The organism is Klebsiella sp. AqSCr, assembly GCF_008452795.1.
Lineage (GTDB): Bacteria > Pseudomonadota > Gammaproteobacteria > Enterobacterales > Enterobacteriaceae > Klebsiella > Klebsiella pneumoniae.
This window is the reverse complement of the sequence record NZ_MJDM01000003.1, coordinates 23201-49950: the sequence shown is the minus strand read 5'-3', so window position 1 is coordinate 49950 and position 26750 is coordinate 23201. Positions and strand designations below refer to the sequence as shown.

Below are 26750 nucleotides of genomic sequence, written 5' to 3'. Positions count from 1 at the left end.
CTATGAGCGAAATCAAGACGCTTGAAATGCCAAAGTGGGGGCTTTCCATGGAGGAAGGCTTGCTCGCTCGATGGGCAATCCAGGAGGGTGACGATTTCACCAGAGGGCAGGAAATCTGTGAGATTGAAACCAGTAAAATCGTCAATGTGCTGGAGGCCCCCTTTGCCGGTACGTTACGTCGGATGCTCGCCCGCGAGGGTGAGACGCTTCAGGTAGGCGCCGTGCTGGCCCTGGCGGCTGACGCGTCGGTCAGCGATGCTGAACTGGACGAATTTGTTGCCCGCCTGGCGACGGCGAAACCCGCAGCCCCAGGCCCGGAGGCTGCCGCGCCGGACGTAGCGGCACAGGCAGGCGCTAAGCCAGCTTCCGTTGTTTCGCCGCCATCCAACAGCCCCGAGCCCCCTGTTGGGCAGACCGTCATCCCCGTCAGTCTGCAAGGTGTGACCGATGTGACTCAGGTTAATGCCACGCCCCATGCGTTACGACTGTCTGCCCGCTGGGGTGTCGACCTGAAAAAAGTCCGCGGCAGCGGGCGCGGGGATCGTATCTCTGTTTCTGATCTGGAAAGCGCGATCGTTGCCGCCGGCGGTCGCCTGGCCTCTCCGACGCCCCCCGTTCGTCGTAGCAAAGCGCCCCGCTCGCATGCCGATGACAGCCAGGTATCGGCCACCCCGCTGGCGCGCCGCCTGGCCGGCAAACTGGGTATCAACTTGCATGACTGCCGAAGCAGCGGTTCACGCGGTCGGGTAAGTCGCGATGATGTGCTGGCCGCGGCGTTGTTACTCGACGAGCACCCGCAGACCAGTCCTGTGCAGGAGAGTGCCCCGGCCCCCTTTGAGAGCATCCCGATGTCCGGTATGCGGCGGGCTATCGCTTCTCGCCTGCAAACGTCCAAGCAACAGTCTCCCCATTTCCGTTTGAGCGTCGATCTCGATCTGGAGCGACTGTTAGCGTTACGTCAGGACATTAACCGCGAAGTACCCGGCGTCAAGATTTCGGTGAATGACCTGCTGGTGAAGGCCTGCGCCCTGGCGCTGGTGGCCGTGCCTGACGTCAATATCCAGTTTGATGAAGCGGCACAAAGTATCCGCCGCTTTACGGATGCCGACATTTCGGTGGCCGTTGCGCTGCCTGCCGGGCTAATTACCCCTATTGTTCGCTCGGCGAACCGGAAATCGATCAGCGACATATCGAACGAAATTCACTCGCTGGTGACCAGAGCCAAAGCGGGCACGCTGAAGCCGGAAGAGTTCCAGGGCGGGACCTTTAGCCTGTCAAATCTGGGGATGCTCGGCGTCCGGCAGTTTGACGCCATCATCAATCCACCGCAAAGCGCAATCCTCGCCATTGGCGCCGGCGAGGTCCGGGCGGTAGTACGCGACGGGCAAATCGTCGCGCACCAGCAAATGACGGTATCGCTATCCTGCGATCACCGGGTCATCGATGGCGCGGCAGGTGCGGCTTTTCTCCGGGAACTCAAGCGACTGATTGAAACCCCGACCTTGATGTTTATCCAGGAGACGAGCTATGCACGATAAATACGATGTGCTGATCATCGGCGGGGGTCCTGGGGGATACGTTGCCGCCATCCGTGCCGGCCAGCTAGGGCTTCGTACCGTATTAGTGGAAAAACAACATCTGGGCGGCATCTGCCTGAACTGGGGATGCATTCCAACCAAGGCGCTGCTGCATGGCGCTGAGGTTGCGCACACTATCACCCATGCCAGTCAGCTGGGCATCAGCGTGGGCGAGGTGAACGTCGATCTGCAGAAACTGGTGCAGTTTAGCCGTACCGTATCGCAACAGCTCACCGCTGGGGTTGCGTACCTGTTGAAGAAAAATGGCGTGAGGGTGATTGATGGCACCGCGCGGCTGCGCGGCAAGGGGCAAATCACGGTCGAGGATGCCCGAGGGGAGGCGCGCGATTACCGGGCCGATCACGTGATCCTGGCAACCGGCGCCCGACCACGCGCATTGCCAGGCATAGCGCCAGATGGCGAACATATCTGGACCTATTTCGAGGCGCTGCGGCCTAAGCTTTTACCCAAGTCGCTCTTAATCATCGGTTCAGGGGCGATTGGCGTCGAGTTCGCCAGCCTTTATAACGATCTGGGCTGTAAAGTGACGCTGGTCGAGCTAGCGTCGCAGATTTTGCCAGTGGAAGATGCCGAGGTGTCTGCAGCAGTGCGTAAGTCATTCGAAAAACGCGGTATTCAGATCCATACCCAGACCCTGGTGACGCAAGTACAGCTCACCGATACCGGGGTGCGCTGCACACTAAACAACACCGGCGGCGAATATTCTCAGGATGTCGAACGTGTGCTGCTGGCGGTTGGCGTACAGCCGAATATTGAAGATCTGGGGCTGGAAGCACTGGGCGTCGAGTTAGACCGCGGTTTTATCAAGACGGACGCGGCTTGTCGCACTAACGTATTCGGGCTTTATGCCATCGGCGATGTAGCCGGCCCGCCGTGCCTGGCGCACAAGGCCAGCCACGAAGGCGTGATCTGCGTTGAGACACTGGCCGGTGTCGAAGGCGCCCACCCTCTCGATCGCGACTATGTGCCTGGTTGCACTTATGCCCGGCCCCAGGTTGCCAGTCTGGGCCTGACGGAATCGACGGCCCTGGCCAGGGGACGGCCCGTCAGGATCGGTAAGTTCTCTTATCAGAGCAATGGTAAGGCGCTGGCCAGCGGCGAGACAGAGGGTTTTGTGAAGACGATTTTCGATGCTGAAACCGGCGAGTTGCTGGGCGCGCATATGGTTGGCGCACAGGTCACGGAACAGATCCAGGGCTTTGGCATCGCCCGTCACCTGGAGGCCACAGACGAAAGTCTCCTGTCGATGATCTTTGCGCATCCGACACTTTCCGAAGCGATGCATGAATCAATCCTCGCGGCCTGCGACCAACCGTTGCATCAATAAAAAATAAGGGAGGCGATAGCTGTGCGATACGGAGTAAGTTCCCGTTATCCCTCCCGCACTCCCCGGCAGAAGATCCCCAACAACGGTTACGACAGGATCTATTGATCTGAAACGCTAAGCGCCATGCGTAAATTCTGTATGTTTAGTAGACAACCAACCGACAGGAGGAGCGCTCTATGACACAGCACGAAAGGTTTTGCCAGGCCTGCGGAATGCCGATGTCCGCACCCGATGCGCAAGGGGCCAGCGATAAATATTGCGCGTATTGCAGCGACAGCGACGGTAATCTGAAATCCTGGGAAGAGGCCGTATCCGGTCTGGCGGCTTTTCTCGACGCCTGGCAAAAGGTGGGCGTAGCGGAATCACGGAAACGGGCAAAACGTTACCTGACGGCGATGCCTGCCTGGGCGCACAAAGCGGACGAGTAATTTGCCCGGGCGGCAGGAGGAAATCATCCCGGGGACAGACCGCCATGCCGACAACATTGCTATAGCGTTTTTGTACGCCATCCGGACAGGAATAAATACGCGTTTGGGGATGACGACCTGCAGGCTGGAGCATGCATGGATGCGTTCTTCATGCGGATGAAATAAACGCCTGGCGTTCTCCCCTTGTCCGGATGCGTTATTGCCTGGTTTTTAAGGGGTCGGTTTCTGTATTTAACCCAGAACTTCTCAGGTAATACAACATATTGATGTGATGAATCTCTCATTTCAACGATACCAACTGGACAATAAGTTATCGCGTGTGTTAGTTATTTAATCACGCAAGAGAACAGATTTAATTTAAACAAAAGTTAAACCTTTCTCACTTTGCTAAAAAATTGTATTGATAATGCTTTGGATCCCTGAACCATTATCAAAAGGGTATGTGAACAGAAAGCCCTCAGAGACGCGAGTCTCTGAGGGCTTTTTTTTTGTTTTTTTTATCTCAGGAGTAAATAAATGTCTAAAGAACGTCGTCTCTCAAGAATATTCGCAAAAGACGGTAAATCCGTGACCTTAGCGCTGGATGGCTACTATTTTTCCACGAAAACAAATGGTATTGATAATACGATAAATCAGCTCCCTGCTCTGGTGGAACACGGCCTGGATTGCGCGCTCGTCACGTACGGCATGTTGAAGAATTATCGGGAAGCATTGAACAGCGTTCCCGTTGTGTTACGCGTCGACAGCACGGTCAGTATCTTTGACAATACCGTTCCCGATACTACCCCCGTTTTTTCCGTCGAAGATGCGCTTAAAGTCGCTGCCGAGGGCGTGGTCTGCATGACCTTCCCCGGCGCCTTCAATGAAGAAAAAACCCACATTATGGCGATGCAACTCGCACAGGCAGCGGATCGCTGGAATGTACCGCTGATTGTCGAATCGCTCCCGTATGGTTATCCCGTCACCAGCGATGACTCTAACAATCCGGCCATCATCGCTGCATCGGCCCGCGCAGCGGTGGAGCTGGGCGCGGACGTCATCAAAACGCGTTTTACCGGTTCACCAGAGGACCGACTGATCGTTGAAGCTGCTGGCGTGCCGGTGCTTGCCTTAGGAGGGCCAAAAACCGGCATCGACGGTTACTTCAAATTTGTTCAGCACTGTATGCAGATGGGTGCGAAAGGCGTGGCTGTGGGACGAAACATTACCCAGGATCCGCAGCCGGCGAAAGTGGTAGCAGGTCTGAATGCCATCATCCATGAAAACGCAACAGCGGAAGATGCATACAGCCTCTACATGGCTAAATAACATCGGAAATTAATATGATTTCAAATAACACCATCATCCCTTCCATCAGGAAGTATAAATACTTTGAGAAAGCATTATCCTGCCAGTCAGAATATGTGCTGCTATCCGAAGCGAATATCGGCAATCTGCAGTCGCTGATTGGCAAATGCCATCAAAGCGGTAAGAAGGTCCTCGTTCACCTTGAATTACTGGGCGGCTTTAAACCGGATCAGGCGGGGATCAATCTGCTGAAAAATTATTACAAGGTTGATGGTGTTATTTCTTCCAATCTCTCCGCGCTACGCTACGCCAAAAAAGAGGGATTGCTGACCGTATATCGGGTTTTACTTATCGATTCGCGATCGCTTGATCAGTCGCTCGATATTGTTAAACACAGTCCACCGGACGCAATTGAAATCTTACCTGCTGAATATGCCTGCCAGTGTCTGGAGTTGATTAGCCGAAATTTGAAAGGCTTTGATGTGGTATTCATCGCCGGAGGCTTTGTTAAGCGCAAATACCTTGTAGATAAAATATTCCATGCCGGATTTAAAGGGATAACCACCAGCGAGCCCGGCTTATGGTAACCAATAAGGAGTCCACGCGAATGAAAGATGAATACGTCATGGGCATCGACAATGGTGGAACCGTCACCAAGGCAGCCATCTATGACCGTAAAGGACAGGTGCTCGCCATCGCCTCAAAATCCACGCAGATGCTGACACCCCGGGAATTCCACACAGAGCGCAGTATCGATGAGCTGTGGGCCGCGAATGTCGAAGTGATTAAAAAAGCGATTGAGCAATCAGGTATCGACGCCAGCCAGATAAAAGGAGTGGCCGTCACCGGTCATGGTAACGGTCTGTATCTGGTCGACGAAGAAGGTCACCCGGTGCGTAACGGCATTATATCCACCGATAGCCGGGCAAAAGAGTACGTTGAGAGATGGCAACGCTCACCAGAATTCCTTACCGACATTTTGCCAAAAACGATGCAGTCCATCTGGGCCGGACAACCTGTCGCCCTGCTGGCATGGCTGAAGGATTTCGAGCCCGAGACGCTGCAAAAAGCGCGTTATATTTTTATGGTCAAGGACCTGATCCGTTTTTACCTGACCGGAGAGGCTTTTCTTGAGCTGACCGATATCTCAGGGACCAACCTGATCAACGTACGTGACTGCAAGTATGACGATGAACTACTGGCATGGTGGGGACTTGATGAACTGCGGGACAAATTGCCCCCCATCAAACGCTCAACAGAATGCTGCGGAAAAATCACTGACGACGTGGCCCGTCTGACCGGTTTATGCGCAGGTACGCCGGTTTCTGGCGGGGTGTTTGATATCTCGGCCTCTTCCATTGCCTCGGGGATTAACAGTCTCGATAAGATGGCGATCGTCACCGGCACCTGGAGCATAAACGAATACGTTACCGACCACCCGGTTATTGATAAAGATCTGTTTATGACCTCCATTTATCCCATTGAAGGTAAATGGCTCATCACCGAGGCCAGCCCCACCTCCGCGAGCAACCTGGAGTGGTTTATTAACAACTTTATGGAGAGCGATCGGAAAACCTCCGCCGAACAAGGATCGTCGGTCTATGACCTGTGTAATAAGCTGGTTTCGTCAACGACGCCGGATGAAAGCCACCTGTTGTTCTTTCCGTTCGTGTTTGGCTCTAACACCATTCCCGACGCCTCGGCCGGCTTTATCGGTGTCAACAGCTTCCATAAAAAAGCCCATTTTCTGCGGGCGATTTATGAGGGCGTGGCCTTCAGCCATCTCTACCACACCGAGCGCTTACGCAATATTAACCCGAAGCTAAGCCGCACTATTCGTATTGCTGGCGGCGTCACGAACTCCCCGGTCTGGCTGCAGATATTCGCCGATATCTTCCAGGCCACGCTGGAAATCGTTGACGTCAAAGAGCACGGGACCCTGGGTACCGCGATGACCGCCGCCGTTATGGTGGGCTGGTTTGCGGAGGTATTTTCTGCCTCAAACGACATGGTCCATGTCTCACGCACCGTCTCCCCTAATCCGGAAAACCACCGGGTCTACCAGACCAAATACCAGCTTTACAAAAACCTGTTATCAGAAATGCAGTCGCCGTGGAAAAGCTGCAGCAACTACATCGCGCACTAAGTGAGGAAAAAATGGATCTGAATTTAACGAATCGTACGGCCATCGTGACAGGCGGCGCAACCGGCCTGGGGAGAGAGTTTGTTCTTTCTCTCGCCAAAGAAGGCGTCAATATCTGCTTTACCTATATGCGTGAGGAAGAGCATCCCGAACGGCTGATCGAAACGGTGAAGGCCAGCGCGAACGTAGAGATCATCGCGGTCAAAACCGATCTCTCTGACGAACAGAGCCGGGAAAATCTGTTTGCCACCTGTATCGACAGACTGGGTAAAGCCGACATTCTGGTGAATAACGCCGGGATCTGGCTGAGCGGCTACGTCACCGAGATCAGCCCGCAGGACTGGGATCTGGTGATGAATGTCAATCTGAAAGCCATCTTCCATCTCAGCCAGCTGTTTGTAAATCACTGCCTGCAGCATGACCAGATGGGCAGCATTTTGAATATTACCTCGCAGGCCGCGTTCCACGGCTCCACGACGGGACATGCGCACTACGCGGCAAGTAAGGCCGGCCTGGTCGCCTTTGCTATCTCTCTGGCGCGGGAAGTCGCCAAACAAAAAATCAATGTGAACAATATCGCCGTCGGGATCATGGATACTGCGATGATCCGTAAGAACATTGAGCAAAACCCTGACTATTACGTCAGTCGTATTCCGGTGGGCCGCGTGGCCCAGCCGCAAGAAATTGCCGACATCGGAGTCTTCATGGTTTCTCCTAAGACCAGCTATATGACGGGAGCAACTCTGGACGTTACCGGCGGTATGTTGATGCGTTAATCTAGGGAGAATCATTATGAAATGTCTGGCAATTGCCGATCTGTTTATCAATGCAGCGATGATGGAATCAGGACTGAAAGCGCTCAGGGATAACGGGATTGAAGTAGAAGTACGCGAGTGGTCACATGGCTCCGTTGAGAAACTTCAGGAAGATAATCTGCGGGTTGAACAGGAAGGAGCAGAAGCCGTGGCCTTACCGGAAGCGCTGCTTCAGGGAACGGATGATATTGACATCCTGATCACTCAGTTTGCCCCCGTCAATACTGCGGTGTTCGATAAACTACCAAAGCTGAAATATGTAGGCGTGCTCCGCGGTGGCGTGGAAAACGTGAATCTTCAGGTGGCGAACGCCCGGGGCGTTGAGGTGATGAACACCCCGGGGCGTAACGCTCGCAGCGTCGCCGAATTCACGGTCGGCATGATCCTGGCGGAAATGCGCAATATCGCCCGTTCACACGATGCCCTGCGTGACAAATACTGGCGTAAAGACAGTCCGAACCATCAGGCGATCCCGGAGCTTGGCGGAAAAGTCGTGGGGCTGGTTGGCCTCGGTCATATTGCCCAACTGGTCGCGGGATTTCTCAGCGGCTTTGGCACGGAGATTATCTTTTACGATAAGTACGTTGCAGGCCATGAACGTTATGAGAAAGTCGATTCTCTGGACGAACTGGTACAACGCGCCGACGTTATCTCGTTACATGCTCGCCTGACGCCGGAAACCGAAAATCTGATTAACGCACACCATTTCGCGCTGATGAAGCGCAGTGCCATCATTGTTAACACGGCACGCTCCGGGTTAATCAATGAAAAAGAGATGATTGATGCGCTCAGATCCGGGCAAATCATGGGCGCCGCGCTTGATACCTTTGATGACGAGCCGCTTCCAGACGACAGTGCATTCTATACTCTGAATAACGTGACCATTACGCCGCATATTGCCGGGAGTACCATTGACGCATTCAGTAATTCGCCCAAACTCTTCGCTGAGATCCTTTTAAAGAAACTCAGTTAAATATTAAAAGAACCATTAAAGGTATTAACAGGCCCAATGGGCACGGGTTTACTCGTGCCCAATTCGCCCGCCTTTTAAGGAATCATTATGGATATTATCAACAGCATTATTAGTCTGGGGGCATCAGTAATGATGCCAGTAATATTCTTTATTATCGCGCTTTGCTTTGGCGTTAAAATCGGTACGGCATTTAAAGCAGGGATGCTGGTAGGCATTGGTTTTGAAGGGGTGGGGCTGGTGATTGGCCTGCTGCTGACAAACCTGGGCCCGGCATCGCAGGCGATGGTTGAGCGTATCGGCCTGCAGTTAACGGTCGTTGATACCGGTTGGCCTACCGCATCGACCATTGGCTGGGGTTCGCCGCTGATGCTGCCCGTCGTGGTGGGCTTTATCGTCATCAACCTGGCCATGCTTCTGTTGAAATTAACCAAAACGGTGAATATCGATATTTTTAACTACTGGATTTTCCTGATCATGGGGTCTGTGGTCTATGCCGGAACGGGAAATTACTGGCTTTCGGTCGGTATTACATTCGCTATTTTTGTGTTGACGCTATTGGCGGCAGATTTAACGGCGCCGTATTTACAAAAAAACTATAATCTTAAAGGGATATCATTCCCCCATCTTACCTGTATAGCTTACGTGCCGTTTGGCATTGCCTGTAATTACATCATTGATAAGATCCCGCTTATCAATAAAATCAATTTCGACCCGGAAAGTATTAATAAAAAATTCGGCGTTTTTGGCGAGCCTGTTACCCTGGGGTTTGTGCTGGGACTGCTGTTGGCCTTCCTGGCTGGATATGACGTTTCCGCGGCCGTTTCACTGGCCATTAAGGTTTCAGCCGCCATGCTGCTGCTGCCTAAAATGATTGAAATTCTGGTGCAGGGATTGTTGATTGTCCGTGATGCCGCTGAAGCAAAACTGAAGGCTAAATTCCCGGGGCGCGATTTTTACATCGGGATGGATACGGCGTTACTGATCGGTGAACCTTCGGTACTGGCGACCGGTCTGCTGTTAATCCCTATGGCTGTGGTGCTGTCTATCATTCTGCCCGGCAACCGCGTACTGCCCTTTGTCGATCTGGCTTCCTTAATGTTCCTGCTGGCAATGGTCACGCCGTTCTGTAAACGAAATATGTTCCGCATGTTCATAACCGGAACCCTGATCGTGACCTGCATCCTGTATGTCGGGACGGACATTTCGCAAGAATACACTCAGGCGGCGGTGAACTCGCATATTCCGGTGCCGGAAGGGATGGCCGAGATCACCAATATCGTCGGCGGCGCCACGACGCCTGTCGGCTGGCTGGCCGTCAAATTTGGCGAGTTTTTTAGCGCCACACCTTAGTACAAGGCCACTCAAGTAAACAGAGGGCAAACTGTTGCCCTCTGTTTCTTCCTCTTATACTGTGCACTGAATAGCTGGCTCAGCTACGCCCCTGGTTTGAACATCTGACCAGCGCGTCCGCCCCCTGCGCGGCGAGGTGGCTCATTTCTTTTGTACCCCCTCCCGTTTTCAACCCAACCTGCTATGCTCCTTCTTTCCCTGTTCTCTGGAGATCCCGATGCTGACCATCTGGGGCCGAAAAACCTCCTCTAACGTGCAGGCGCTGATGTGGTGTGTTGGCGAGCTTGGGTTGGACTATCTCCGGTTCGACGTGGGGCATCGCTATGGCGGTACCGACAGCGAGGCGTTTTATCAGCTCAATCCCAATCGTACGGTACCAGTGCTGCAGGATGACGAAAATCCGCCGCTGTGGGAAACCGGCGCGATCCTTCGCTATTTAGCCAGTCGCTACGCCGACGACGCCTTCTGGCCGGGCGAACTGCTGGCTCGTACTGAGGTTGATCGCTGGGCCGAGTGGTCAAAGCAGAATATCGCCCTCGGCTTTACGACGCCGGTGTTCTGGCGCGTGGTGCGCACGCCTGCCGCCGAGCGGGATCCGCAGGCCATCGCCGCGGCGGTGACGGCCCTGGAGCAAAAGCTGGCGATTGCCGAGGCACGTCTCGCCGGGAGTCGCTATCTGGTGGGCGATACGTTCACCCTGGCCGATATCCAGTTTGGTCATGTGCTGTACCGCTACTTTGCAATCGATATCCCCCGTCGTCCCCTCCCCCACCTTGCGGCGTATTATGCACGGCTAACCTCACGGCCCGCCTTTCGCCAGCACGTCATGGTCAGCTACGACGAACTGAAGGTCTGAAGGTGGTCGGTAGCGCCTCCTGACGCTACCGACATACCGGTTAACGCGCCATCAGGACAAACACGCCCCAGCCGAGATATTCCCGGGTCCAGGTGACATGGTGCAGCGGCGCGGTGGTCAACTGCTGGCGAACCTCCGGTGCGAAGTCATCGTGCGGATTGGCCTCCAGCCAGCGGCGCATTGTCAGCCATTTCGCCGCTTCATAACGATCCCAGCCCTCCTGGTCGGCCAGCACCATCTCCACCACGTCATAGCCCAGTTCGCCAAAGTGGGCGACCAGCGCCGGTAGCGTCAGGAAGTCATCGGGTGACTGCGCGCCGCAGGCAACCGCCTCTTCTGCCGTGGCCGGACGTTTGCGCCACCATGGCTCGCCGATAAGCAACATGCCGCCTGGGGTAAGGCTCTGCTTCAGCAGCTCGATTGTGCCTGCCACTCCGCCGCCGATCCACGTGGCCCCCACGCAGGCGGCAATATCGCACGGCTGGCTGGCGACATATCCGCTGGCATCCTGGTGCACAAAGGTTACCCGGTCGCTTACCCCGAGCTCCTCTGCCCGGGCGGCCGCCTGCTGACTGAACAGCAGGCTCATGTCTACGCCGGTGCCGACGATCTGATGATCGCGCGCCCAGCTACAGAGCATCTCGCCGGAGCCGCTGCCGAGGTCGAGAATGGTGGTGCCCGGCGCCATTCGCAGCGCCCGTCCCAGCGTGGCGTACTTTTCCGGGGTAAAAGGGTTATGGATACGGTGCTCGCTTTCACTGATGGTAAAAATGCGAGGGATATCGATCATGAGGTTTTCTCCTTGAGAGCCATACGCCCGGGCAGCGACCCTGCCCGGGTCGCTATTTCAGCGGTTGTCCGCTTGCGCGCGAACGTTATTCAAACCGGTCGTGTTGATCCGGTACGGCTGGCCGTTCACCGACTTAATCAGCTTTTTGGTTTTGAGCTTTTTGAAGACCGCAAGGGTGCAGTCGCTCAGCAACAGCCCTTCGCGGGTGTAGCATTCAACGGCGGTAATGCGGCCGGAGGTATCGCGGACGTGCGCAATACGGCCACCTTTGGCGAGAACGTGTAAGGTCCGTTGTTCCTGACGGGATAAATTCATACTGAAACCTGTTCATTATCATGTGCGAAAACATGCCTACACTCGCAGGTGTGTGCGTAAGGTTTAAGCGCAGCGATAATCAGTCCGGCCTGGGCAGGTCGGGAAACTGATTATCTGATAATGACATTCTCCAGCATCGAAGCCTCAGTGAGCATTGAAAGGTATTTACCAGCTGAATATTAACACCTTCATCTGGTAAGGGTATTGTGCAGATTAAAAACTGTGACCGGTATTACGATTTCCCTCGGCCCTATCCCCATTTTGCGCTATCCGCCACCCGCTCTGTTCCGCAACTTTCACCACCACCTTATCCCCCTTCCGCATTGTTAAATAATTGTTGTCAGATCACAAAATGGAAACAAAAAGGCCATTTCGTACGCATTTTATAAAAATGTAGATATTTTTAATTTATGGCTACGAAATGAACATCACCCTGACCTTACAGCGAGGAACGATCCTGATGAACGCCCTGACCGCAGTAAAACCGACACCCGCGCCGGTAGCCCAGCAATACCCTGGCTTTTCTTTCACCCCTTCCGCCCAGTCGCCGCGCCTGCTGGAGCTCACCTTTTCCGCCGAAACGACCACGCAGTTCCTGCAGCAGGTCGCGCAGTGGCCGGTGCAGGCGCTGGAGTACAAATCTTTCTTACGCTTCCAGGTCGGCAAGATCCTCGACGATCTGTGTGGCAATCAGCTGCAGCCGTTGCTGATCAAAACATTGCTCGATCGCGCGGAAGGCGCGCTGCTTATCAACGGCGAAGGGATCGATCACGTCAGCCAGGCCGAGGAGATGGTCAAGCTGGCCACCGCCGTCGCCCACCTGATTGGTCGTTCCAACTTCGACGCCATGAGCGGTCAGTATTACGCCCGCTTCGTGGTGAAAAATGTCGATAACTCAGACAGCTACCTGCGCCAACCGCACCGGGTGATGGAGCTGCACAACGACGGCACCTACGTCGAAGAGCAAACCGACTACGTATTAATGATGAAGATCGACGAGCAGAACATGCAGGGCGGCAATTCCCTGCTGCTGCATCTCGACGACTGGGAGCATCTCGACGAATTTTTCCGCGACCCGCTGGCTCGCCGCCCAATGCGCTGGGCCGCGCCGCCGAGCAAAAACGTCAGCAAGGATGTTTTCCACCCGGTGTTCGACGTCGATTCGCTGGGCCGCCCGGTAATGCGCTATATCGACCAGTTCGTCCAGCCGAAAGATTTCGAAGAAGGCACCTGGCTGAGCCGCCTCTCCGACGCACTGGAGACCAGCAAAAACATCCTTTCCATACCGGTGCCGGTGGGCAAATTTCTGCTCATTAACAACCTGTTCTGGCTGCACGGCCGCGACCGCTTTACGCCGCACCCGGACCTGCGCCGCGAGCTGATGCGCCAGCGCGGCTACTTTGCGTATTCCACAAATCATTACCAGACTCATCAATAAGGGTTTTCAGGCGAAGGAATTGAGCGGATGTATGATTTCGTGATTATCGGCGGCGGCATCATCGGCATGTCGACCGCCATGCAGTTAATTGAGATTTACCCGGACGCCCGCATTGCGCTGCTGGAAAAAGAGGCCGGCCCGGCCTGCCATCAGACTGGCCACAACAGCGGCGTGATCCACGCCGGGGTGTATTACACGCCCGGCAGCCTCAAGGCGCAGTTTTGCTTCGCCGGCAACCGCGCCACCAAGGCCTTTTGCGAGCAGAACGGCATCCGCTATGACGTCTGCGGCAAAATGCTGGTCGCCACCTCACCGCTGGAGATGGAGCGGATGCGCGCCCTGTGGGATCGCACCGCCGCCAACGGCCTGCAGCGCGAGTGGCTAAGCGCCGGGGAGCTACGCGAGCGCGAACCGAACATTACCGGGCTCGGCGGGATCTTTGTCCCTTCCAGCGGCATCGTCAGCTACCGCGAAGTGGCGGCGGCAATGGCGAAGAACTTCGAAGCGAAAGGCGGAACGATCGTCTACAACGCCGAAGTCAGCGCCCTGAAAGAACATGTCAGCGGCGTGGTGATCCGCACCCGCCAGGGCGGAGAATATGAGGCCTCGACGCTGATCGCCTGTTCGGGCTTGATGGCCGATCGGCTGGTAAAAATGCTCGGCGTCGACCCCGGGTTTATCATTTGTCCGTTCCGCGGCGAGTATTTCCAGCTGGCGCCGCAGCACAACCAGATCGTCAACCATTTGATCTATCCGATCCCCGATCCGGCGATGCCGTTCCTCGGCGTCCACCTGACCCGCATGATCGACGGCAGCGTCACCGTCGGCCCCAACGCCGTGCTGGCTCTGAAGCGCGAAGGCTACCGCAAGCGCGATATCTCGCTGGCCGATACCCTGGAGCTCCTCACCTCGCCCGGCATCCGCCGGGTACTGCAAAACAACCTGCGCTCCGGACTGGGCGAAATGAAGAATTCGCTGTGCAGAAGCGGCTATCTGCGGCTGGTGCAAAAATACTGCCCGAGCCTGACGCTAAGCGATTTACGCCCGTGGCCGGCCGGCGTGCGGGCGCAGGCCGTGTCGCCGCAGGGCAAGCTGATCGACGATTTTCTCTTCGTTACCACCGCGCGTTCGATACATACCTGCAATGCGCCATCGCCAGCGGCCACCTCCGCTATCCCGATCGGCGCGCATATCGTCAGCAAGGTGCAGACCCTGCTGGCCAGCCAGAGCAATCCCGGACGCACGCTGCGTGCGGCACGTAGCGTGGAGACACTACACGCCGCTTTTACCCGTTAACCACCCTGAAGACAGGAAGCGTTTATGCAACTCAACGATATGACACTGTTTCGCCAGCAGGCGATGATCGATGGCCAGTGGCGCGATGCGCCCAACGGCGACGTGATGGCGGTCACCAACCCGGCCAACGGCGAGCAGCTCGGCAGCGTGCCGAAAATGGGCGCCGATGAAACCCGCGAAGCGATTGAAGCCGCCAATCGCGCCCTACCCGCCTGGCGCGCCCTGACCGCCAAAGAGCGGGCGAACATTCTGCGCCGCTGGTTCGATCTTATGATGGAGAATCAGGACGATCTCGCTCGCCTGATGACCCTCGAGCAGGGAAAACCGTTGGCGGAAGCCAAAGGCGAAATCAGCTACGCCGCCTCCTTTATTGAGTGGTTCGCCGAAGAAGGTAAGCGCATCTACGGCGACACCATTCCCGGCCACCAGGCCGACAAGCGCCTGCTGGTGATTAAGCAGCCCATCGGCGTTACCGCCGCCATCACGCCGTGGAACTTCCCGGCGGCGATGATCACCCGCAAAGCGGGCCCGGCGCTGGCCGCCGGCTGCACCATGGTCCTGAAACCGGCCAGCCAGACGCCGTTTTCCGCGCTGGCGCTGGCCGAACTGGCGAATCGCGCCGGGATCCCCGCCGGAGTATTCAACGTGGTCACCGGCTCCGCCGGCGCGGTCGGCGGCGAACTGACCAGCAACCCGCTGGTGCGCAAGCTCTCCTTTACCGGCTCTACCGAGATTGGCCGCCAGCTGATGGAGCAGTGCGCGAAAGACATCAAAAAAGTCTCCCTGGAGCTGGGCGGCAACGCGCCGTTTATCGTCTTTGACGATGCCGACCTCGATAAAGCCGTCGAGGGGGCGCTGGCGTCGAAGTTCCGCAACGCCGGGCAGACCTGCGTCTGCGCCAACCGCCTGTACGTCCAGGACGGGGTGTATGACCGTTTCGCCGAGAAGCTGCAGCAGGCGGTGGAAAAACTGCGCATTGGCGACGGCCTGCAGGACGGCGTCACCACCGGCCCGCTGATCGACGAGAAAGCCGTGGCCAAAGTTGAAGAACACATTGCCGATGCCATCGCCAAAGGCGCGAAGGTGGTCACCGGCGGCAAACCGCACGCCCTGGGCGGCAACTTCTTCCAGCCGACCATCCTGGTCAACGTTCCCGACAGCGCCAAAGTGGCGAAAGAGGAGACCTTCGGCCCGCTGGCCCCGCTGTTCCGCTTTAAAGATGAAGCCGACGTCATTGCCCAGGCCAACGATACCGAGTTCGGTCTCGCCGCCTATTTCTACGCCCGCGATCTGAGCCGCGTCTTCCGCGTCGGCGAAGCGCTGGAGTACGGCATAATCGGCATCAATACCGGCATTATCTCCACCGAAGTCGCTCCGTTCGGCGGCGTCAAGGCCTCCGGCCTCGGCCGCGAAGGTTCGAAGTACGGCATCGAAGATTACTTAGAAATCAAATATATGTGCATTGGCCTTTAACAGGAGCGACGGATGAACAGCAATAAAGCAATGATGGCGCGTCGCAGCGACGCGGTCCCGCGCGGCGTCGGCCAGATCCACCCTATCTTCGCCGAACGCGCGGAGAACTGCCGGGTGTGGGACGTGGAAGGCCGGGAATATCTCGATTTTGCCGGCGGTATCGCGGTGCTCAATACCGGCCACCTGCATCCGCAGATTGTCGCCGCCGTCGAAGACCAGCTGAAAAAGCTGTCGCATACCTGCTTCCAGGTGCTGGCCTATGAGCCTTATCTGGCGCTGTGCGAAAAGATGAATCAAAAGGTGCCCGGTGATTTCGCCAAGAAAACCCTGCTGGTCACCACCGGGTCGGAAGCGGTGGAGAACGCGGTGAAGATCGCCCGCGCGGCAACCGGGCGCAGCGGCGCTATCGCCTTCACCGGCGCCTATCACGGCCGCACCCATTACACCCTGTCGCTGACCGGCAAAGTGAATCCTTACTCCGCCGGTATGGGCTTAATGCCGGGCCATGTCTATCGCGCCCTCTACCCATGCGCGCTGCACGGCGTCAGTGATGACGAGGCGATCGCCAGCATCCATCGCATCTTCAAAAACGATGCCGCGCCGGAAGATATCGCCGCCATCATTATTGAGCCGGTGCAGGGTGAAGGCGGGTTCTATGCCGCCTCCCCGGCCTTTATGCAGCGCCTGCGCGCCCTGTGCGACGAGCACGGCATTATGCTCATCGCCGATGAGGTCCAGAGCGGCGCGGGCCGCACCGGTACCCTGTTCGCCATGGAGCAGATGGGCGTCGCGGCGGATATCACCACCTTCGCCAAATCCATTGCCGGCGGTTTCCCGCTGGCGGGCGTCACCGGCCGCGCGGAGGTGATGGACGCCATCGCCCCCGGCGGACTGGGCGGCACCTACGCCGGCAACCCCATCGCCTGCGCCGCCGCCCTGGCGGTATTACAGATTTTCGAGCAGGAGAATCTGCTGGAAAAAGCCAACCAGCTCGGCGACACCCTGCGCCAGGGCCTGCTGGCGATCGCTGAAGATCATCCGGAGATCGGCGACGTGCGCGGTCTGGGGGCGATGATCGCCATTGAGCTGTTTGAAGAGGGCGACCGCAGCAGGCCGAACGCCAGGCTGACGGCGGATATCGTCGCCCGCGCCCGCGACAAAGGCCTGATCCTGCTCTCCTGCGGGCCGTACTACAACGTGCTGCGCATCCTGGTGCCGCTGACCATCGAAGAGGCGCAGATCGAGCAGGGGCTCAAGATCATCGCCGACTGCTTTAGCGAGGCGAAACAGGCATAGAGAAACAGGCATAGAACAGAACACATGCGGAAGCGAAGTACGTTCGTAAGGGAATGAAGACGAGACCTGCAAAACAACAATAATACGCGTGCCCCGGCGCGGGAACGTCGGGGCGCTCTCCCAGGTGACACACTTCGAGAGGGTAAATGATGGGGCAACTGTCGCAATCACAGGATTTAGGGGCGGGGCTGAAGTCGCGCCACGTCACGATGTTATCTATCGCCGGGGTGATCGGCGCGAGTTTATTTGTCGGATCCAGCGTCGCCATTGCCGAGGCAGGCCCGGCGGTGCTGCTGGCCTATCTGTTTGCCGGGCTGCTGGTGGTGATGATTATGCGTATGCTGGCCGAAATGGCGGTCGCCACGCCGGATACTGGCTCCTTTTCCACCTACGCCGATAAAGCCATCGGCCGCTGGGCGGGGTATACCATCGGCTGGCTGTACTGGTGGTTCTGGGTCCTGGTTATTCCGCTGGAAGCCAATATCGCGGCGATTATTCTGCATTCGTGGGTGCCGGGCGTCCCGGTGTGGTTGTTCTCCCTGGTCATCACTCTCGCCCTCACCGGCAGTAACCTGCTGAGCGTCAAGAACTACGGCGAATTCGAGTTCTGGCTGGCGCTGTGCAAAGTGATCGCTATTCTGGCGTTTATCGTACTGGGCGCGGTCGCCATTACCGGCTTTTATCCCTATGCCGAAGTGAGTGGCATTTCGCGGCTGTGGGACCACGGCGGCTTTATGCCGAATGGCTTCGGCGCGGTGCTGAGCGCGATGCTGATCACCATGTTCTCGTTTATGGGCGCGGAGATCGTCACCATCGCCGCCGCCGAATCGGATACCCCGGATAAACATATCGTGCGCGCCACCAACTCGGTGATCTGGCGTATCTCTATTTTTTATCTGTGCTCGATCTTTATCGTCGTCGCCCTCATCCCATGGAATATGCCGGGGCTGAAGAGCATCGGCTCCTACCGCTCGGTGCTCGAGCTGCTGCATATTCCCTATGCCAAGCTGATTATGGACGGCGTGATCCTCCTGTCGGTCACCAGCTGTCTGAACTCGGCGCTGTATACCGCCTCGCGGATGCTCTACTCCCTGAGCCGTCGCGGCGATGCGCCGGCCATTATGGGCCGGACCAACCGCAGCAAAACGCCATACGTGGCGGTGCTGCTCTCCACCGGCGCGGCGTTCCTCACCGTAGTGGTGAACTACTATGCCCCCGCCAAGGTGTTTAAATTTCTCATCGACAGCTCTGGCGCCATCGCCCTGCTGGTCTATCTGGTGATCGCCGTTTCACAACTGCGGATGCGCAAAATCCTTCAGGCGCAAGGCGGCGAGATCCGTCTCAGAATGTGGCTCTATCCGTACCTGACCTGGCTGGTGATCGCCTTTATCACCTTCGTGCTGGTGGTGATGCTGTTTCGTCCGGCGCAGCAGCTGGAGGTGATCTCTACCGGCCTGTTAGCTCTGGGAATTATTTGTACGGTACCGATTATGTCACGCTGGAAAAAGCTGGTATTGTGGCAAAAACTGCCGCTGCAAAATACGCGTTAACCCTGTTCCCGGCGCCCGCCGGGAAGAGTATTCAGGAGTAAGAACATGACCGCCATTCCCCAGGCGACGGCCATTGACGGGTACCGTTGGTTAAAAAACGACATCATCCGCGGGGTCTACCAACCCGATGAGAAGCTGCGGATGAGCCTGTTGACCTCGCGCTATGCCCTGGGGGTCGGTCCGCTGCGCGAGGCGCTTTCGCAGCTGGTGGCCGAGCGGCTGGTGACGGTGGTCAATCAGAAAGGCTATCGGGTAGCGCCCATGTCGGAGCAGGAGCTTCTCGATATCTTCGACGCGCGCGCCAACATGGAAGCCATGCTGGTGCGTCTCGCCATTGAACGCGGCGGCGACGAGTGGGAAGCCGAGCTGCTGGCCCGCGCCCATCTGCTCAACAAGCTGGAATCGTGCGAAGCGAGTGAGCACCTACTCGATGAATGGGACCAGCGCCATCAGGCGTTTCACACCGCCATCGTCGCCGGCTGCGGTTCGCAGTATCTGCTGCAGATGCGCGAACGGCTGTTCGATCTGGCGGCGCGCTACCGCTTCATCTGGCTGCGCACCACCGTGCTGTCGGTGGAGATGCTGGAAGATAAGCATGTCCAGCATCAGACCCTGGTGGACGCTATTCTGGCGCGCGACGCCGAACAGGCCAGCGCGCTGATGCGTGAGCACTTACTGACTCCGATACCGATTATTCAACAGGCGATGGCTGGCAAGCTGTCGCCGCAGGCAGGGTGAGTCAGATGGAGGGGTGGAAATTACGGGTATGGCGGCACGCATCTCCACGCCGCACGGGCGTGGAGAAATCGTATCCGTAGATCAATCAGGCTCGCAGGCGAACCGGCTCGCTGAAATCGTCGGCCGGTTCCAGCTTCAGATTAAAGGTGGTCAGCAGCGCTGCTGCGCGCTCGTGAAACTCGCGCAGCGTTTTTTCCAGCCTGTCGCTCACTTCCGGGTCGTCAATGTCGACCGCCTGCCATGATCCTTCCTTATTGAACAGGCCAAACTGGTAGCTATAGGTGAAACGTGACTCTTGTGCTTCCATTTCCATCCACCAGCCCCAGAATTCACGCTTCTCCGGTGCGGGCTTAACATTGACGCAAACTGCCAGGCAATCGAAAAAGAAACGGTTGTCATGGCACTGCTCTTCGCGAATGTAAGGCCCCAGCGCCGTGAATTTCTTGATCAACTTACTTTTCAGGTGTCCACTCGGTAACGTCATTGCGATCTCCTTTAGTGATGCAACTGTTTTACCAAACCAATAGAATTTAGCAATAAATTAACCAAATCTATGATTGATCCAGCGGGCGATCTGTCGCAATGCGTGATCAAAATTGCGATACACCGGGTTAAACGGGATCTCCAGCAGTTTGCCATCGGCAGATGACGAAGTGATTAACCGCGACTCCTCTTCGGGGCTGAACGGATCGTCCTTCCAGAAGCCGGAAAGCATCGGCGTCGGGCAACGGCGCCCCAGCAGTCCCTGGGTTTTTAACGAGTAGCGGTTGAGCTCCACGCGCAGCGCTTCATCGGACGCGTCATGCATGCCCAGCCGCGAGGCCAGCACGTCAAGATACATCTCCGGCACGCGCCCCTGATGCAGGGGATCCACCAGCAGACCATGAACGACCGGGCCCAGACACGCCACAGCCTTCAGCCGCTGCGGCTCCAGGTAACCCAGACGGACCGCGATATTGGCGCCAAAGCGGAAGCCGAAAGCGGCGACCCGCGTATGGTCAATCCACGGCACATTTTCCAGATGGCGCAGCGCGTGCTGATGCAGCAGGCTGGTGTCCTGATTTAGCGTCCATTTTGACGAGAAGCCGATGGAGGGCATATCAATGGTCAGCATGGCAATGCCGAGCGGTGAGAAGTAGTTCTCATACAGGTTGTAATAATCGGTCTGCAGCGAGTCCAGCCCCCCGCACATCAGCACCGTCGGAAACGGCCCCTCGCCTTTCGGCATATGCAAAAAGCCGGTTATCGGCGAGCCGCCAGGGATGGTGAACTCCAGCTCGCGCAGCGAGCCCGGCAGCCGCTGGGCGGCTTCTTCATACGCCCGGTTGGCTAAAGCCTGCGCCTGTTCCGCCAGCTCATCGCCTTTAATATGCGGATAAGCGGCAATGCTATACAGGTTCGAGGCATGCAGCCAGTGGCGGCCGCTCAGCAAAGGATCGGCTTCCTGCCCGGCCTTTTGCTGCCACTGCATGGCTTCTTTCGCCCACTCGAAGATCCAGTTGCCGCCGCGATAGCCGATGACGGTATCGAACAGCTCAGGATCGGTTCGTTCGGCCTCGCTCATCACAATGCGCGCTTGCACATCGAGGATCTCCTGCGGAGTTACGCCGCGCCAGATCCACATCAAACGGTTGATCAGACGGTACCAGTGATCGACGTGATTGCCGCTCAGCGCCGACTGCATCGCCTGGGGTTTTCCGGCAGAAAACCGACGCACCAGCGTAGAAGTTTCGGGATGTTTGAAGCGAGGTTTAAACAGCGTTTCGCTGAGGTTAGCCTGTGACATGTGCAGTCTCCGTCGTAGTGCCACTCCGGATATTGTAACCTGCTAAAGGATAAAAAAAACCACGCCCGGCAAGCCGGGCGTGGTAAATAGCACTGTCCTGAAGAATTAACGACCTGCGATAGGCGGTACAAACACCACGCCCATATCCCACGGCTGTTCAATCCAGGTATCCTGCGGAATATCCACAACGTAATCGTCCACCAGCGGGCGGCCTGCCGGCTTGGCGAAAATGGTGACAAAGTGCGCTTTGGGATACATTTCGCGGATCGCCACGGCGGTACCGCCGGTATCCACCAGATCGTCGATGACGATAAAGCCTTCGCCATCGCCTTCCGCACGTTTCAGCACTTTCAGCTCGCGCTGGTTATCATGGTCGTAGCTGGAGATGCATACGGTATCAACATGACGAATGCCCAGTTCACGCGCCAGTAAGGCTCCCGGTACCAGTCCGCCGCGGCTAACGGCAATAATGCCTTTCCATTGCTCAACCGGCAGCAGACGGCTGGCCAGTTTGCGGGCGTGAATCTGCAACATGTCCCAGGTGACGACGTATTTTTCGCTCATGTGAAGTGTCCCAGCCTGTGTAATACGGCTTAAATAATGTTCGAGGGGGAAAATGGTTGCGCGAGATTATAGAGATCTGACGCACTAAAAACCAGTGTTAAGCGGTTTGCGCAACGCTTTTTGCGTTGTTTACACTACCTGCGGCGGTGGAAAGTGGTATTCTCAACCCCATCGCGCAAGCCCGGGCTTGTTGTGTATTTTAACGCTAACCCTCGTCCTGCAACCGCTGTATGCAGGAGTCTGTAAGGAGACTTACCGTGTCTGAACTGTCTCAACTATCCCCGCAGCCGCTTTGGGATATTTTTGCCAAGATTTGCTCCATCCCGCACCCGTCCTATCACGAAGAACAGCTCGCCGAGCACATTATGGGTTGGGCAAAAGAAAAAGGCTTACATGCGGAACGCGACCAGGTTGGCAACATTCTGATTCGTAAAGGCGCGACTGCCGGTATGGAAAACCGTAAGCCGGTAGCGCTGCAGGCGCACCTCGATATGGTGCCGCAGAAAAATAACGACACCGTCCACGACTTCGTTAAAGATCCGATCCAGCCGTACATTGACGGCGAATGGGTGAAAGCGCGCGGCACCACGCTGGGCGCGGACAACGGTATCGGAATGGCGTCCGCACTGGCGGTACTGGCCGATGATAGCGTCGCTCACGGCCCGCTGGAAGTGCTGCTGACCATGACCGAAGAAGCCGGTATGGACGGCGCGTTCGGTCTGCAGGCCAACTGGCTACAGGCCGATATCCTGATCAACACCGACTCCGAAGAAGAAGGCGAAATCTACATGGGTTGCGCCGGCGGGATCGATTTCACCTCTAACCTGGCGCTGACCCGCGAAGCGATTCCCGCCGGGTTCCAGAGCTTTAAAGTCACCTTAAAAGGGCTGAAAGGCGGCCACTCCGGCGGTGATATCCACCTTGGTCTGGGTAACGCCAACAAGCTGCTGTCGCGCTTCCTCGCCGGCCACGCCGATGAGCTGGATCTGCGTCTGGTCGATTTCAACGGCGGCACGTTGCGCAACGCCATCCCGCGTGAAGCTTACGCTACTGTCGCCGTCGCCGCGGATAAAGCCGATGCGCTGAAAGCGCTGGTGAATACTTACCAGGCGCTGCTGAAAAACGAGCTGGAGGCCAAAGAGAAGAACCTGGTGGTGCTCGTGGAAGCGGTCGATAACGACAAAGCGGCGCTGACTCAGGCTTCCCGCGACACTTTCATCCGTCTGCTGAACGCCACGCCGAACGGGGTTATCCGCAACTCTGACGTGGCGAAAGGCGTAGTGGAAACTTCGCTGAACGTCGGCGTCGTCACCATGACCGATGACAACGTACAGATCCACTGCCTGATCCGCTCGCTGATCGACAGCGGCAAAGACTACGTGGTCAGCATGCTGGATTCTCTGGGTAAGCTGGCGGGGGCGAAAACCGAAGCCAAAGGCGCTTACCCTGGCTGGCAACCGGACGCCAATTCGCCGGTGATGCACCTGGTGCGCGAGACTTACCAGCGTCTGTTCAACAAGACGCCGAACATCCAGATCATTCACGCCGGTCTGGAATGCGGTCTGTTCAAAAAACCGTATCCGGAGATGGACATGGTCTCCATCGGGCCAACCATTACCGGTCCGCACTCCCCTGATGAGCAGGTCCATATCGAGAGCGTCGGTCAGTACTGGACGCTGCTGACCGAGCTGCTGAAAGCCATTCCGGCTAAATAAGCCCCACAACCGGCGGCGGCCCGCCGCCGGTTTTACCCCGCATCACCTTAGCGCCACGCGTTTTTCCATCCGGTAATTAATAAACCACTCCCCGCGCGCCGCCACCCGCTGCTCAGCCACCACCTTAAAACCATGAGCCGTAAAACAGGGCTTTGCGGTAATGCTGGCGTCCACCGTCAGGATTTGCGCTGGATACTGAACGCAGAGCGCCTCGATAAGCGCGCCGCCGATACCCTGGCGGGCACGATCCGGCGAGACGAACAGCAAATCGATATGCGTCCCGATGGCGGTGATAAAGCCAACCGGCTGGCTGTTGACCACGGCCACCAGGCCGATTGAGTCGGCCAGCTTTTGTCGCCAGCGCGTCTCATCCACCTGCGCCCAGGCCGCGATCTGCCCCGGGGTATAGTCCCGACTGGCGGTTTCCCGCACCGCGCGCAGAAAGATCTGGCAGAGCAGTGGCAAATCGCTGTCGCGGTAAGCACGAATATGCATGGCTAAATCCCTAATAAAAGCTGCCTTTCCAGCTGCGGATCGAGCAACGTCACGTGGAGCCCAACCAGGCGCACGCCCCGTCCGCCGCGGCGCTCATCCCAGGCTTTGTGCGCGGTGGCGATCAGATCCTCTTTGTTCAGCCGCGGCCAGACGTGCTCCTGGGTGGTCAGCTGGAAATCATTGAATTTCAGTTTAATGCCCTGACGGGCGATCAGCAGGTCAGGTTTGACCTTCGCCAATCGCCTCTCCAGCTCGGGATAGAGGTTTTCGATAATCGCTTCGCACTCCGGCCATTCATGGATATCTTCCGCTAAGGTGCGCTCCACGCCCACCGATTTACGCTGCCGATCGTTATGAATTTCCCGCTCATCAATCCCGTGGCTGCGCTCCCACAGAATACGCCCGAATTTACCGAAGCGCTTAAGCAGCATGGCCAGATCGCTGTTCTGCACATCGCCACAGGTTCGCAGGCCCATATTTTCCAGCTTCGCTGCCGATACCTTCCCGACGCCGGGTATTTTCGCCAGCGGCAGCGCCCGCACAAACTCTGCCACCTGATGGGGGGCGATAACGAACTGGCCGTTGGGTTTATTCATATCTGAAGCGATTTTAGCGAGAAACTTCACCGGCGCCACCCCCGCCGAGGCGGTGAGGCGCAGCTCCCGTTCGATGGTCTGGCGGATCTCCTGGGCTATCAGGGTGGCTGACCCGTGACAATGCTCGCTGTCGCTGACGTCAAGATAGGCTTCATCCAGCGAGAGCGGCTCAATGCGCGAGGTATAGCGGGAGAAAATTTCGCGGATATGGTTCGAGGCTTCTTTGTAGGCATCGAAGCGGCCGGGAAGCAGCGTGAGATGCGGGCACAGCTTGAGCGCCGTCGCCGTCGGCATGGCGCTGCGCACGCCAAACTTACGCGCAGGATAGTTCGCGGTACTAATCACGCCACGTTGTACCCGACTGCCGCCTATCGCGAGGGGAATATCGCGCAACGCTGGGTTGTCGCGCATCTCCACCGCCGCAAAGAAACAGTCCATATCGACATGGATAATTTTACGCATCGTCAGACTCAACACTGTATACCCATACAGCATAGCAAAAACAGATGCGAATTTTATGCTTTTTTTATTTCATCGGCTAAAAAAGCGGTTAAAACATAAAACTGCAATAAATTATGTTTATTTTCATTGATTTAAAAGATAAATCAGGAAGATATAATCATGAAGAAAATACTTACCGCGCTTTGCCTGCTGGCCACCGCCGGCGCCTGGGCCGCTCCACAGCTGATAGCCCACCGCGGCGGCACCGGCGATGCGCCGGAAAATACCCTGCCGGCCATTAAGCTGGCGCTGGAGAATAACGCCGAAGCCATCTGGGTCACGGTGCAGTTAAGCCGCGACGGCGTACCGGTGCTCTACCGGTCAAGCGATCTTTCCGCATTGACCAATAGCGAGGGCAAAGTTTCCAGTTTGACCGCCGCCGAGCTGGCGAAAGTCGACGCCGGCTGGAAATGGGGGGATGACAGCCACCCATGGCGCGGTAAGCAGGCCACCATTCCGACCTTGCAAAGCGTTTTACAGCAATGGCCGCACACTTTTTTCTATATCGATATCAAATCTCCGGATGCCGATCCGACCGTGATGGGCCAGCGCCTGCTTGAAGTGTTAAAAACCACCGATAGCCTCGATCGCGTGCGGGTCTATTCCACCGAAGACCGCTATATCGCCGCCCTGCCGCCAGCCATCCCTCGCTTTGTCACTCGCAGTGAAACCCGCACCAGGCTTGCCAATATTTCGCTCAGCCATCAGTGCCAGCCAGCGAGTCAACGCGATGGTGAGCAGTGGTATGGACTGGAGCTGAAGCGCAAAGTCGAGGTGGTGGAGAAATTCACCCTTGGCGAAGGGATCTCCCCGGCGACGCTCACCTGGGATAAAGAGGCAATGGATTGCTTCCGCTCGCAGGATAAAGCGCACATTATCTTCTTCGGCATCAACAGTGCGGAAGACTACCGCACGGCGATAGAACTGGGCGCCGACGGGGTGATGGTGGATTCTCCGGCGCAGGCGAAAAGCTGGCAGTAAGGGAGTCAACGGCTAAAAAGGCCGCGAAAGCGGCCTCACATTGCTGGCATGTTGTTGCCGGGTGGCGGCTGGCGCCTTACCCGGCCTACAAAACCGAAGCAGCAGCCCCGGCATGCGCAGCGCCGCCGGGCACGGAGCCGCTTTATGCCGGGTGGCGGCTGGCGCCTTACCCGGCCTACAAAACTGAAGCAGCAGGTCCGGCATGCGCAGCGCCGCCGGGCATTACAAAATACGCCGCTGCTGACGCTGCGCCTCGCGGGCGAGGCGCTTTTTACGCGCGTCGCACGGTTCCGGACAATCGCAGACTTTCTCCAGCCCCAGCGCGGAGATCCCACCGCAGCTGCCCTGGATGCTCTTGCGCTTCACCAGGTAGCCCAGCGACATGCCGAGGATCACCAGCGCAAAAATCACAAAGGTCGCGATAAATACCGTCAGCATC

Annotated in this window: 26 protein-coding genes; 18 read left to right on the top strand and 8 right to left on the bottom strand. The window is 57.0% G+C overall.

Annotated features, from left to right (window positions below; translation table 11 throughout):
• Positions 1–2: 2 nt before the first annotated feature.
• The 10 genes from BHE81_RS02240 (at position 3) to BHE81_RS02190 (ending at position 10777) form a co-directional block, all read left to right on the top strand.
• Entirely contained in the window at positions 3–1538 is a 1536-nt protein-coding gene (locus BHE81_RS02240) for a 2-oxo acid dehydrogenase subunit E2 (protein ID WP_023279830.1), read from the top strand.
• Positions 1528–2925: a dihydrolipoyl dehydrogenase gene (lpdA, locus tag BHE81_RS02235; RefSeq protein ID WP_004222818.1), complete on the top strand. Its 1398-nt coding sequence runs from the start codon at positions 1528–1530 to the stop codon at positions 2923–2925. Before BHE81_RS02240 ends, lpdA begins: the two co-directional genes overlap by 11 nt.
• A 176-nt stretch (positions 2926–3101) precedes the next feature.
• Positions 3102–3353, top strand: a complete 252-nt coding sequence (locus BHE81_RS02230) for a zinc ribbon domain-containing protein (RefSeq protein ID WP_002889874.1) — start codon at positions 3102–3104, stop codon at positions 3351–3353.
• A 516-nt stretch (positions 3354–3869) separates the two neighbouring features.
• Complete coding sequence (locus BHE81_RS02220; RefSeq protein WP_002889868.1) at positions 3870–4661, top strand: class I fructose-bisphosphate aldolase; 792 nt, start codon at positions 3870–3872, stop codon at positions 4659–4661.
• A gap of 14 nt (positions 4662–4675) precedes the next feature.
• Positions 4676–5227, top strand: a complete 552-nt coding sequence (locus tag BHE81_RS02215) for a glycerol-3-phosphate responsive antiterminator (protein WP_002889866.1) — start codon at positions 4676–4678, stop codon at positions 5225–5227.
• A gap of 20 nt (positions 5228–5247) precedes the next feature.
• Entirely contained in the window at positions 5248–6786 is a 1539-nt protein-coding gene (locus BHE81_RS02210) for an FGGY-family carbohydrate kinase (protein WP_023302281.1), read from the top strand.
• An 11-nt stretch (positions 6787–6797) separates the two neighbouring features.
• On the top strand, positions 6798–7559 hold the full coding sequence (locus BHE81_RS02205) for an SDR family NAD(P)-dependent oxidoreductase (protein ID WP_004177323.1): 762 nt from the start codon (positions 6798–6800) through the stop codon (positions 7557–7559).
• A 16-nt stretch (positions 7560–7575) separates the two neighbouring features.
• On the top strand, positions 7576–8571 hold the full coding sequence (locus BHE81_RS02200) for a 2-hydroxyacid dehydrogenase (RefSeq protein ID WP_004177325.1): 996 nt from the start codon (positions 7576–7578) through the stop codon (positions 8569–8571).
• Positions 8572–8658: 87 nt separating this feature from the next.
• Positions 8659–9921, top strand: coding sequence for a PTS galactitol transporter subunit IIC (locus BHE81_RS02195; protein WP_012737442.1), 1263 nt, complete (start codon positions 8659–8661; stop codon positions 9919–9921).
• A 217-nt stretch (positions 9922–10138) separates the two neighbouring features.
• Positions 10139–10777, top strand: coding sequence for a glutathione S-transferase family protein (locus tag BHE81_RS02190; protein ID WP_002889850.1), 639 nt, complete (start codon positions 10139–10141; stop codon positions 10775–10777).
• 40 nt (positions 10778–10817) lie between these two features.
• Here BHE81_RS02190 and BHE81_RS02185 read toward each other — a convergent pair whose 3' ends face one another.
• Both BHE81_RS02185 and BHE81_RS02180 read right to left on the bottom strand, forming a co-directional pair.
• Positions 10818–11567, bottom strand: coding sequence for an SAM-dependent methyltransferase (locus BHE81_RS02185; RefSeq protein WP_016531937.1), 750 nt, complete (start codon positions 11565–11567; stop codon positions 10818–10820).
• Between the two features lie 57 nt (positions 11568–11624).
• On the bottom strand, positions 11625–11882 hold the full coding sequence (locus tag BHE81_RS02180; protein ID WP_002889848.1) for a YjhX family toxin: 258 nt from the start codon (positions 11880–11882) through the stop codon (positions 11625–11627).
• A 460-nt stretch (positions 11883–12342) separates the two neighbouring features.
• Between BHE81_RS02180 and glaH the strand changes: the two genes are divergently transcribed.
• The 6 genes from glaH to csiR all read left to right on the top strand — a co-directional run bounded on the left by glaH (position 12343) and on the right by csiR (position 19673).
• Positions 12343–13320, top strand: a complete 978-nt coding sequence (gene glaH, locus BHE81_RS02175; RefSeq protein WP_002889847.1) for a glutarate dioxygenase GlaH — start codon at positions 12343–12345, stop codon at positions 13318–13320.
• A 27-nt stretch (positions 13321–13347) separates the two neighbouring features.
• Entirely contained in the window at positions 13348–14616 is a 1269-nt protein-coding gene (gene lhgO, locus BHE81_RS02170; RefSeq protein ID WP_023302282.1) for an L-2-hydroxyglutarate oxidase, read from the top strand.
• A 24-nt stretch (positions 14617–14640) separates the two neighbouring features.
• The gene (gene gabD / locus BHE81_RS02165; protein ID WP_023342983.1) at positions 14641–16089 is read left to right on the top strand and encodes an NADP-dependent succinate-semialdehyde dehydrogenase; all 1449 of its coding nucleotides are present in this window, start codon (positions 14641–14643) and stop codon (positions 16087–16089) included.
• A 12-nt stretch (positions 16090–16101) separates the two neighbouring features.
• Complete coding sequence (gene gabT / locus BHE81_RS02160; protein ID WP_023302284.1) at positions 16102–17385, top strand: 4-aminobutyrate--2-oxoglutarate transaminase; 1284 nt, start codon at positions 16102–16104, stop codon at positions 17383–17385.
• A 149-nt stretch (positions 17386–17534) separates the two neighbouring features.
• Entirely contained in the window at positions 17535–18935 is a 1401-nt protein-coding gene (gabP, locus tag BHE81_RS02155) for a GABA permease (protein ID WP_002889795.1), read from the top strand.
• 45 nt (positions 18936–18980) lie between these two features.
• Positions 18981–19673 (top strand): DNA-binding transcriptional regulator CsiR, encoded by a 693-nt coding sequence (gene csiR / locus BHE81_RS02150; protein WP_023302285.1) that lies wholly within the window; start codon positions 18981–18983, stop codon positions 19671–19673.
• A gap of 85 nt (positions 19674–19758) precedes the next feature.
• On the opposite strand, the gene crl is transcribed toward csiR, so the two are convergent.
• The 3 genes from crl to gpt all read right to left on the bottom strand — a co-directional run bounded on the left by crl (position 19759) and on the right by gpt (position 22023).
• The gene (gene crl, locus BHE81_RS02145) at positions 19759–20157 is read right to left on the bottom strand and encodes a sigma factor-binding protein Crl (RefSeq protein WP_002889793.1); all 399 of its coding nucleotides are present in this window, start codon (positions 20155–20157) and stop codon (positions 19759–19761) included.
• Between the two features lie 57 nt (positions 20158–20214).
• On the bottom strand, positions 20215–21459 hold the full coding sequence (gene frsA, locus BHE81_RS02140) for an esterase FrsA (RefSeq protein WP_002889742.1): 1245 nt from the start codon (positions 21457–21459) through the stop codon (positions 20215–20217).
• 105 nt (positions 21460–21564) lie between these two features.
• Positions 21565–22023, bottom strand: coding sequence for a xanthine phosphoribosyltransferase (gene gpt / locus BHE81_RS02135; RefSeq protein ID WP_002889733.1), 459 nt, complete (start codon positions 22021–22023; stop codon positions 21565–21567).
• Between the two features lie 257 nt (positions 22024–22280).
• On the opposite strand from gpt, the gene pepD reads away from it, so the two are divergent.
• Positions 22281–23738 carry a cytosol nonspecific dipeptidase gene (pepD, locus tag BHE81_RS02130; RefSeq protein WP_004152033.1) on the top strand — a complete coding sequence of 486 codons (1458 nt, stop codon included), beginning with the start codon at positions 22281–22283 and terminating at the stop codon, positions 23736–23738.
• 42 nt (positions 23739–23780) lie between these two features.
• Here pepD and BHE81_RS02125 read toward each other — a convergent pair whose 3' ends face one another.
• Positions 23781–24233: a GNAT family N-acetyltransferase gene (locus tag BHE81_RS02125; protein WP_002889727.1), complete on the bottom strand. Its 453-nt coding sequence runs from the start codon at positions 24231–24233 to the stop codon at positions 23781–23783.
• Positions 24234–24235: 2 nt separating this feature from the next.
• Positions 24236–25291 (bottom strand): DNA polymerase IV, encoded by a 1056-nt coding sequence (gene dinB, locus BHE81_RS02120; RefSeq protein ID WP_002889726.1) that lies wholly within the window; start codon positions 25289–25291, stop codon positions 24236–24238.
• A gap of 159 nt (positions 25292–25450) precedes the next feature.
• On the opposite strand from dinB, the gene BHE81_RS02115 reads away from it, so the two are divergent.
• Entirely contained in the window at positions 25451–26311 is an 861-nt protein-coding gene (locus BHE81_RS02115) for a glycerophosphodiester phosphodiesterase family protein (RefSeq protein WP_002889724.1), read from the top strand.
• A 222-nt stretch (positions 26312–26533) separates the two neighbouring features.
• Here the strand turns inward: BHE81_RS02115 and nqrM are convergent, their stop codons facing one another.
• Positions 26534–26749 carry a (Na+)-NQR maturation NqrM gene (gene nqrM, locus BHE81_RS02110; protein WP_002889722.1) on the bottom strand — a complete coding sequence of 72 codons (216 nt, stop codon included), beginning with the start codon at positions 26747–26749 and terminating at the stop codon, positions 26534–26536.
• Position 26750 lies beyond the last annotated feature (1 nt).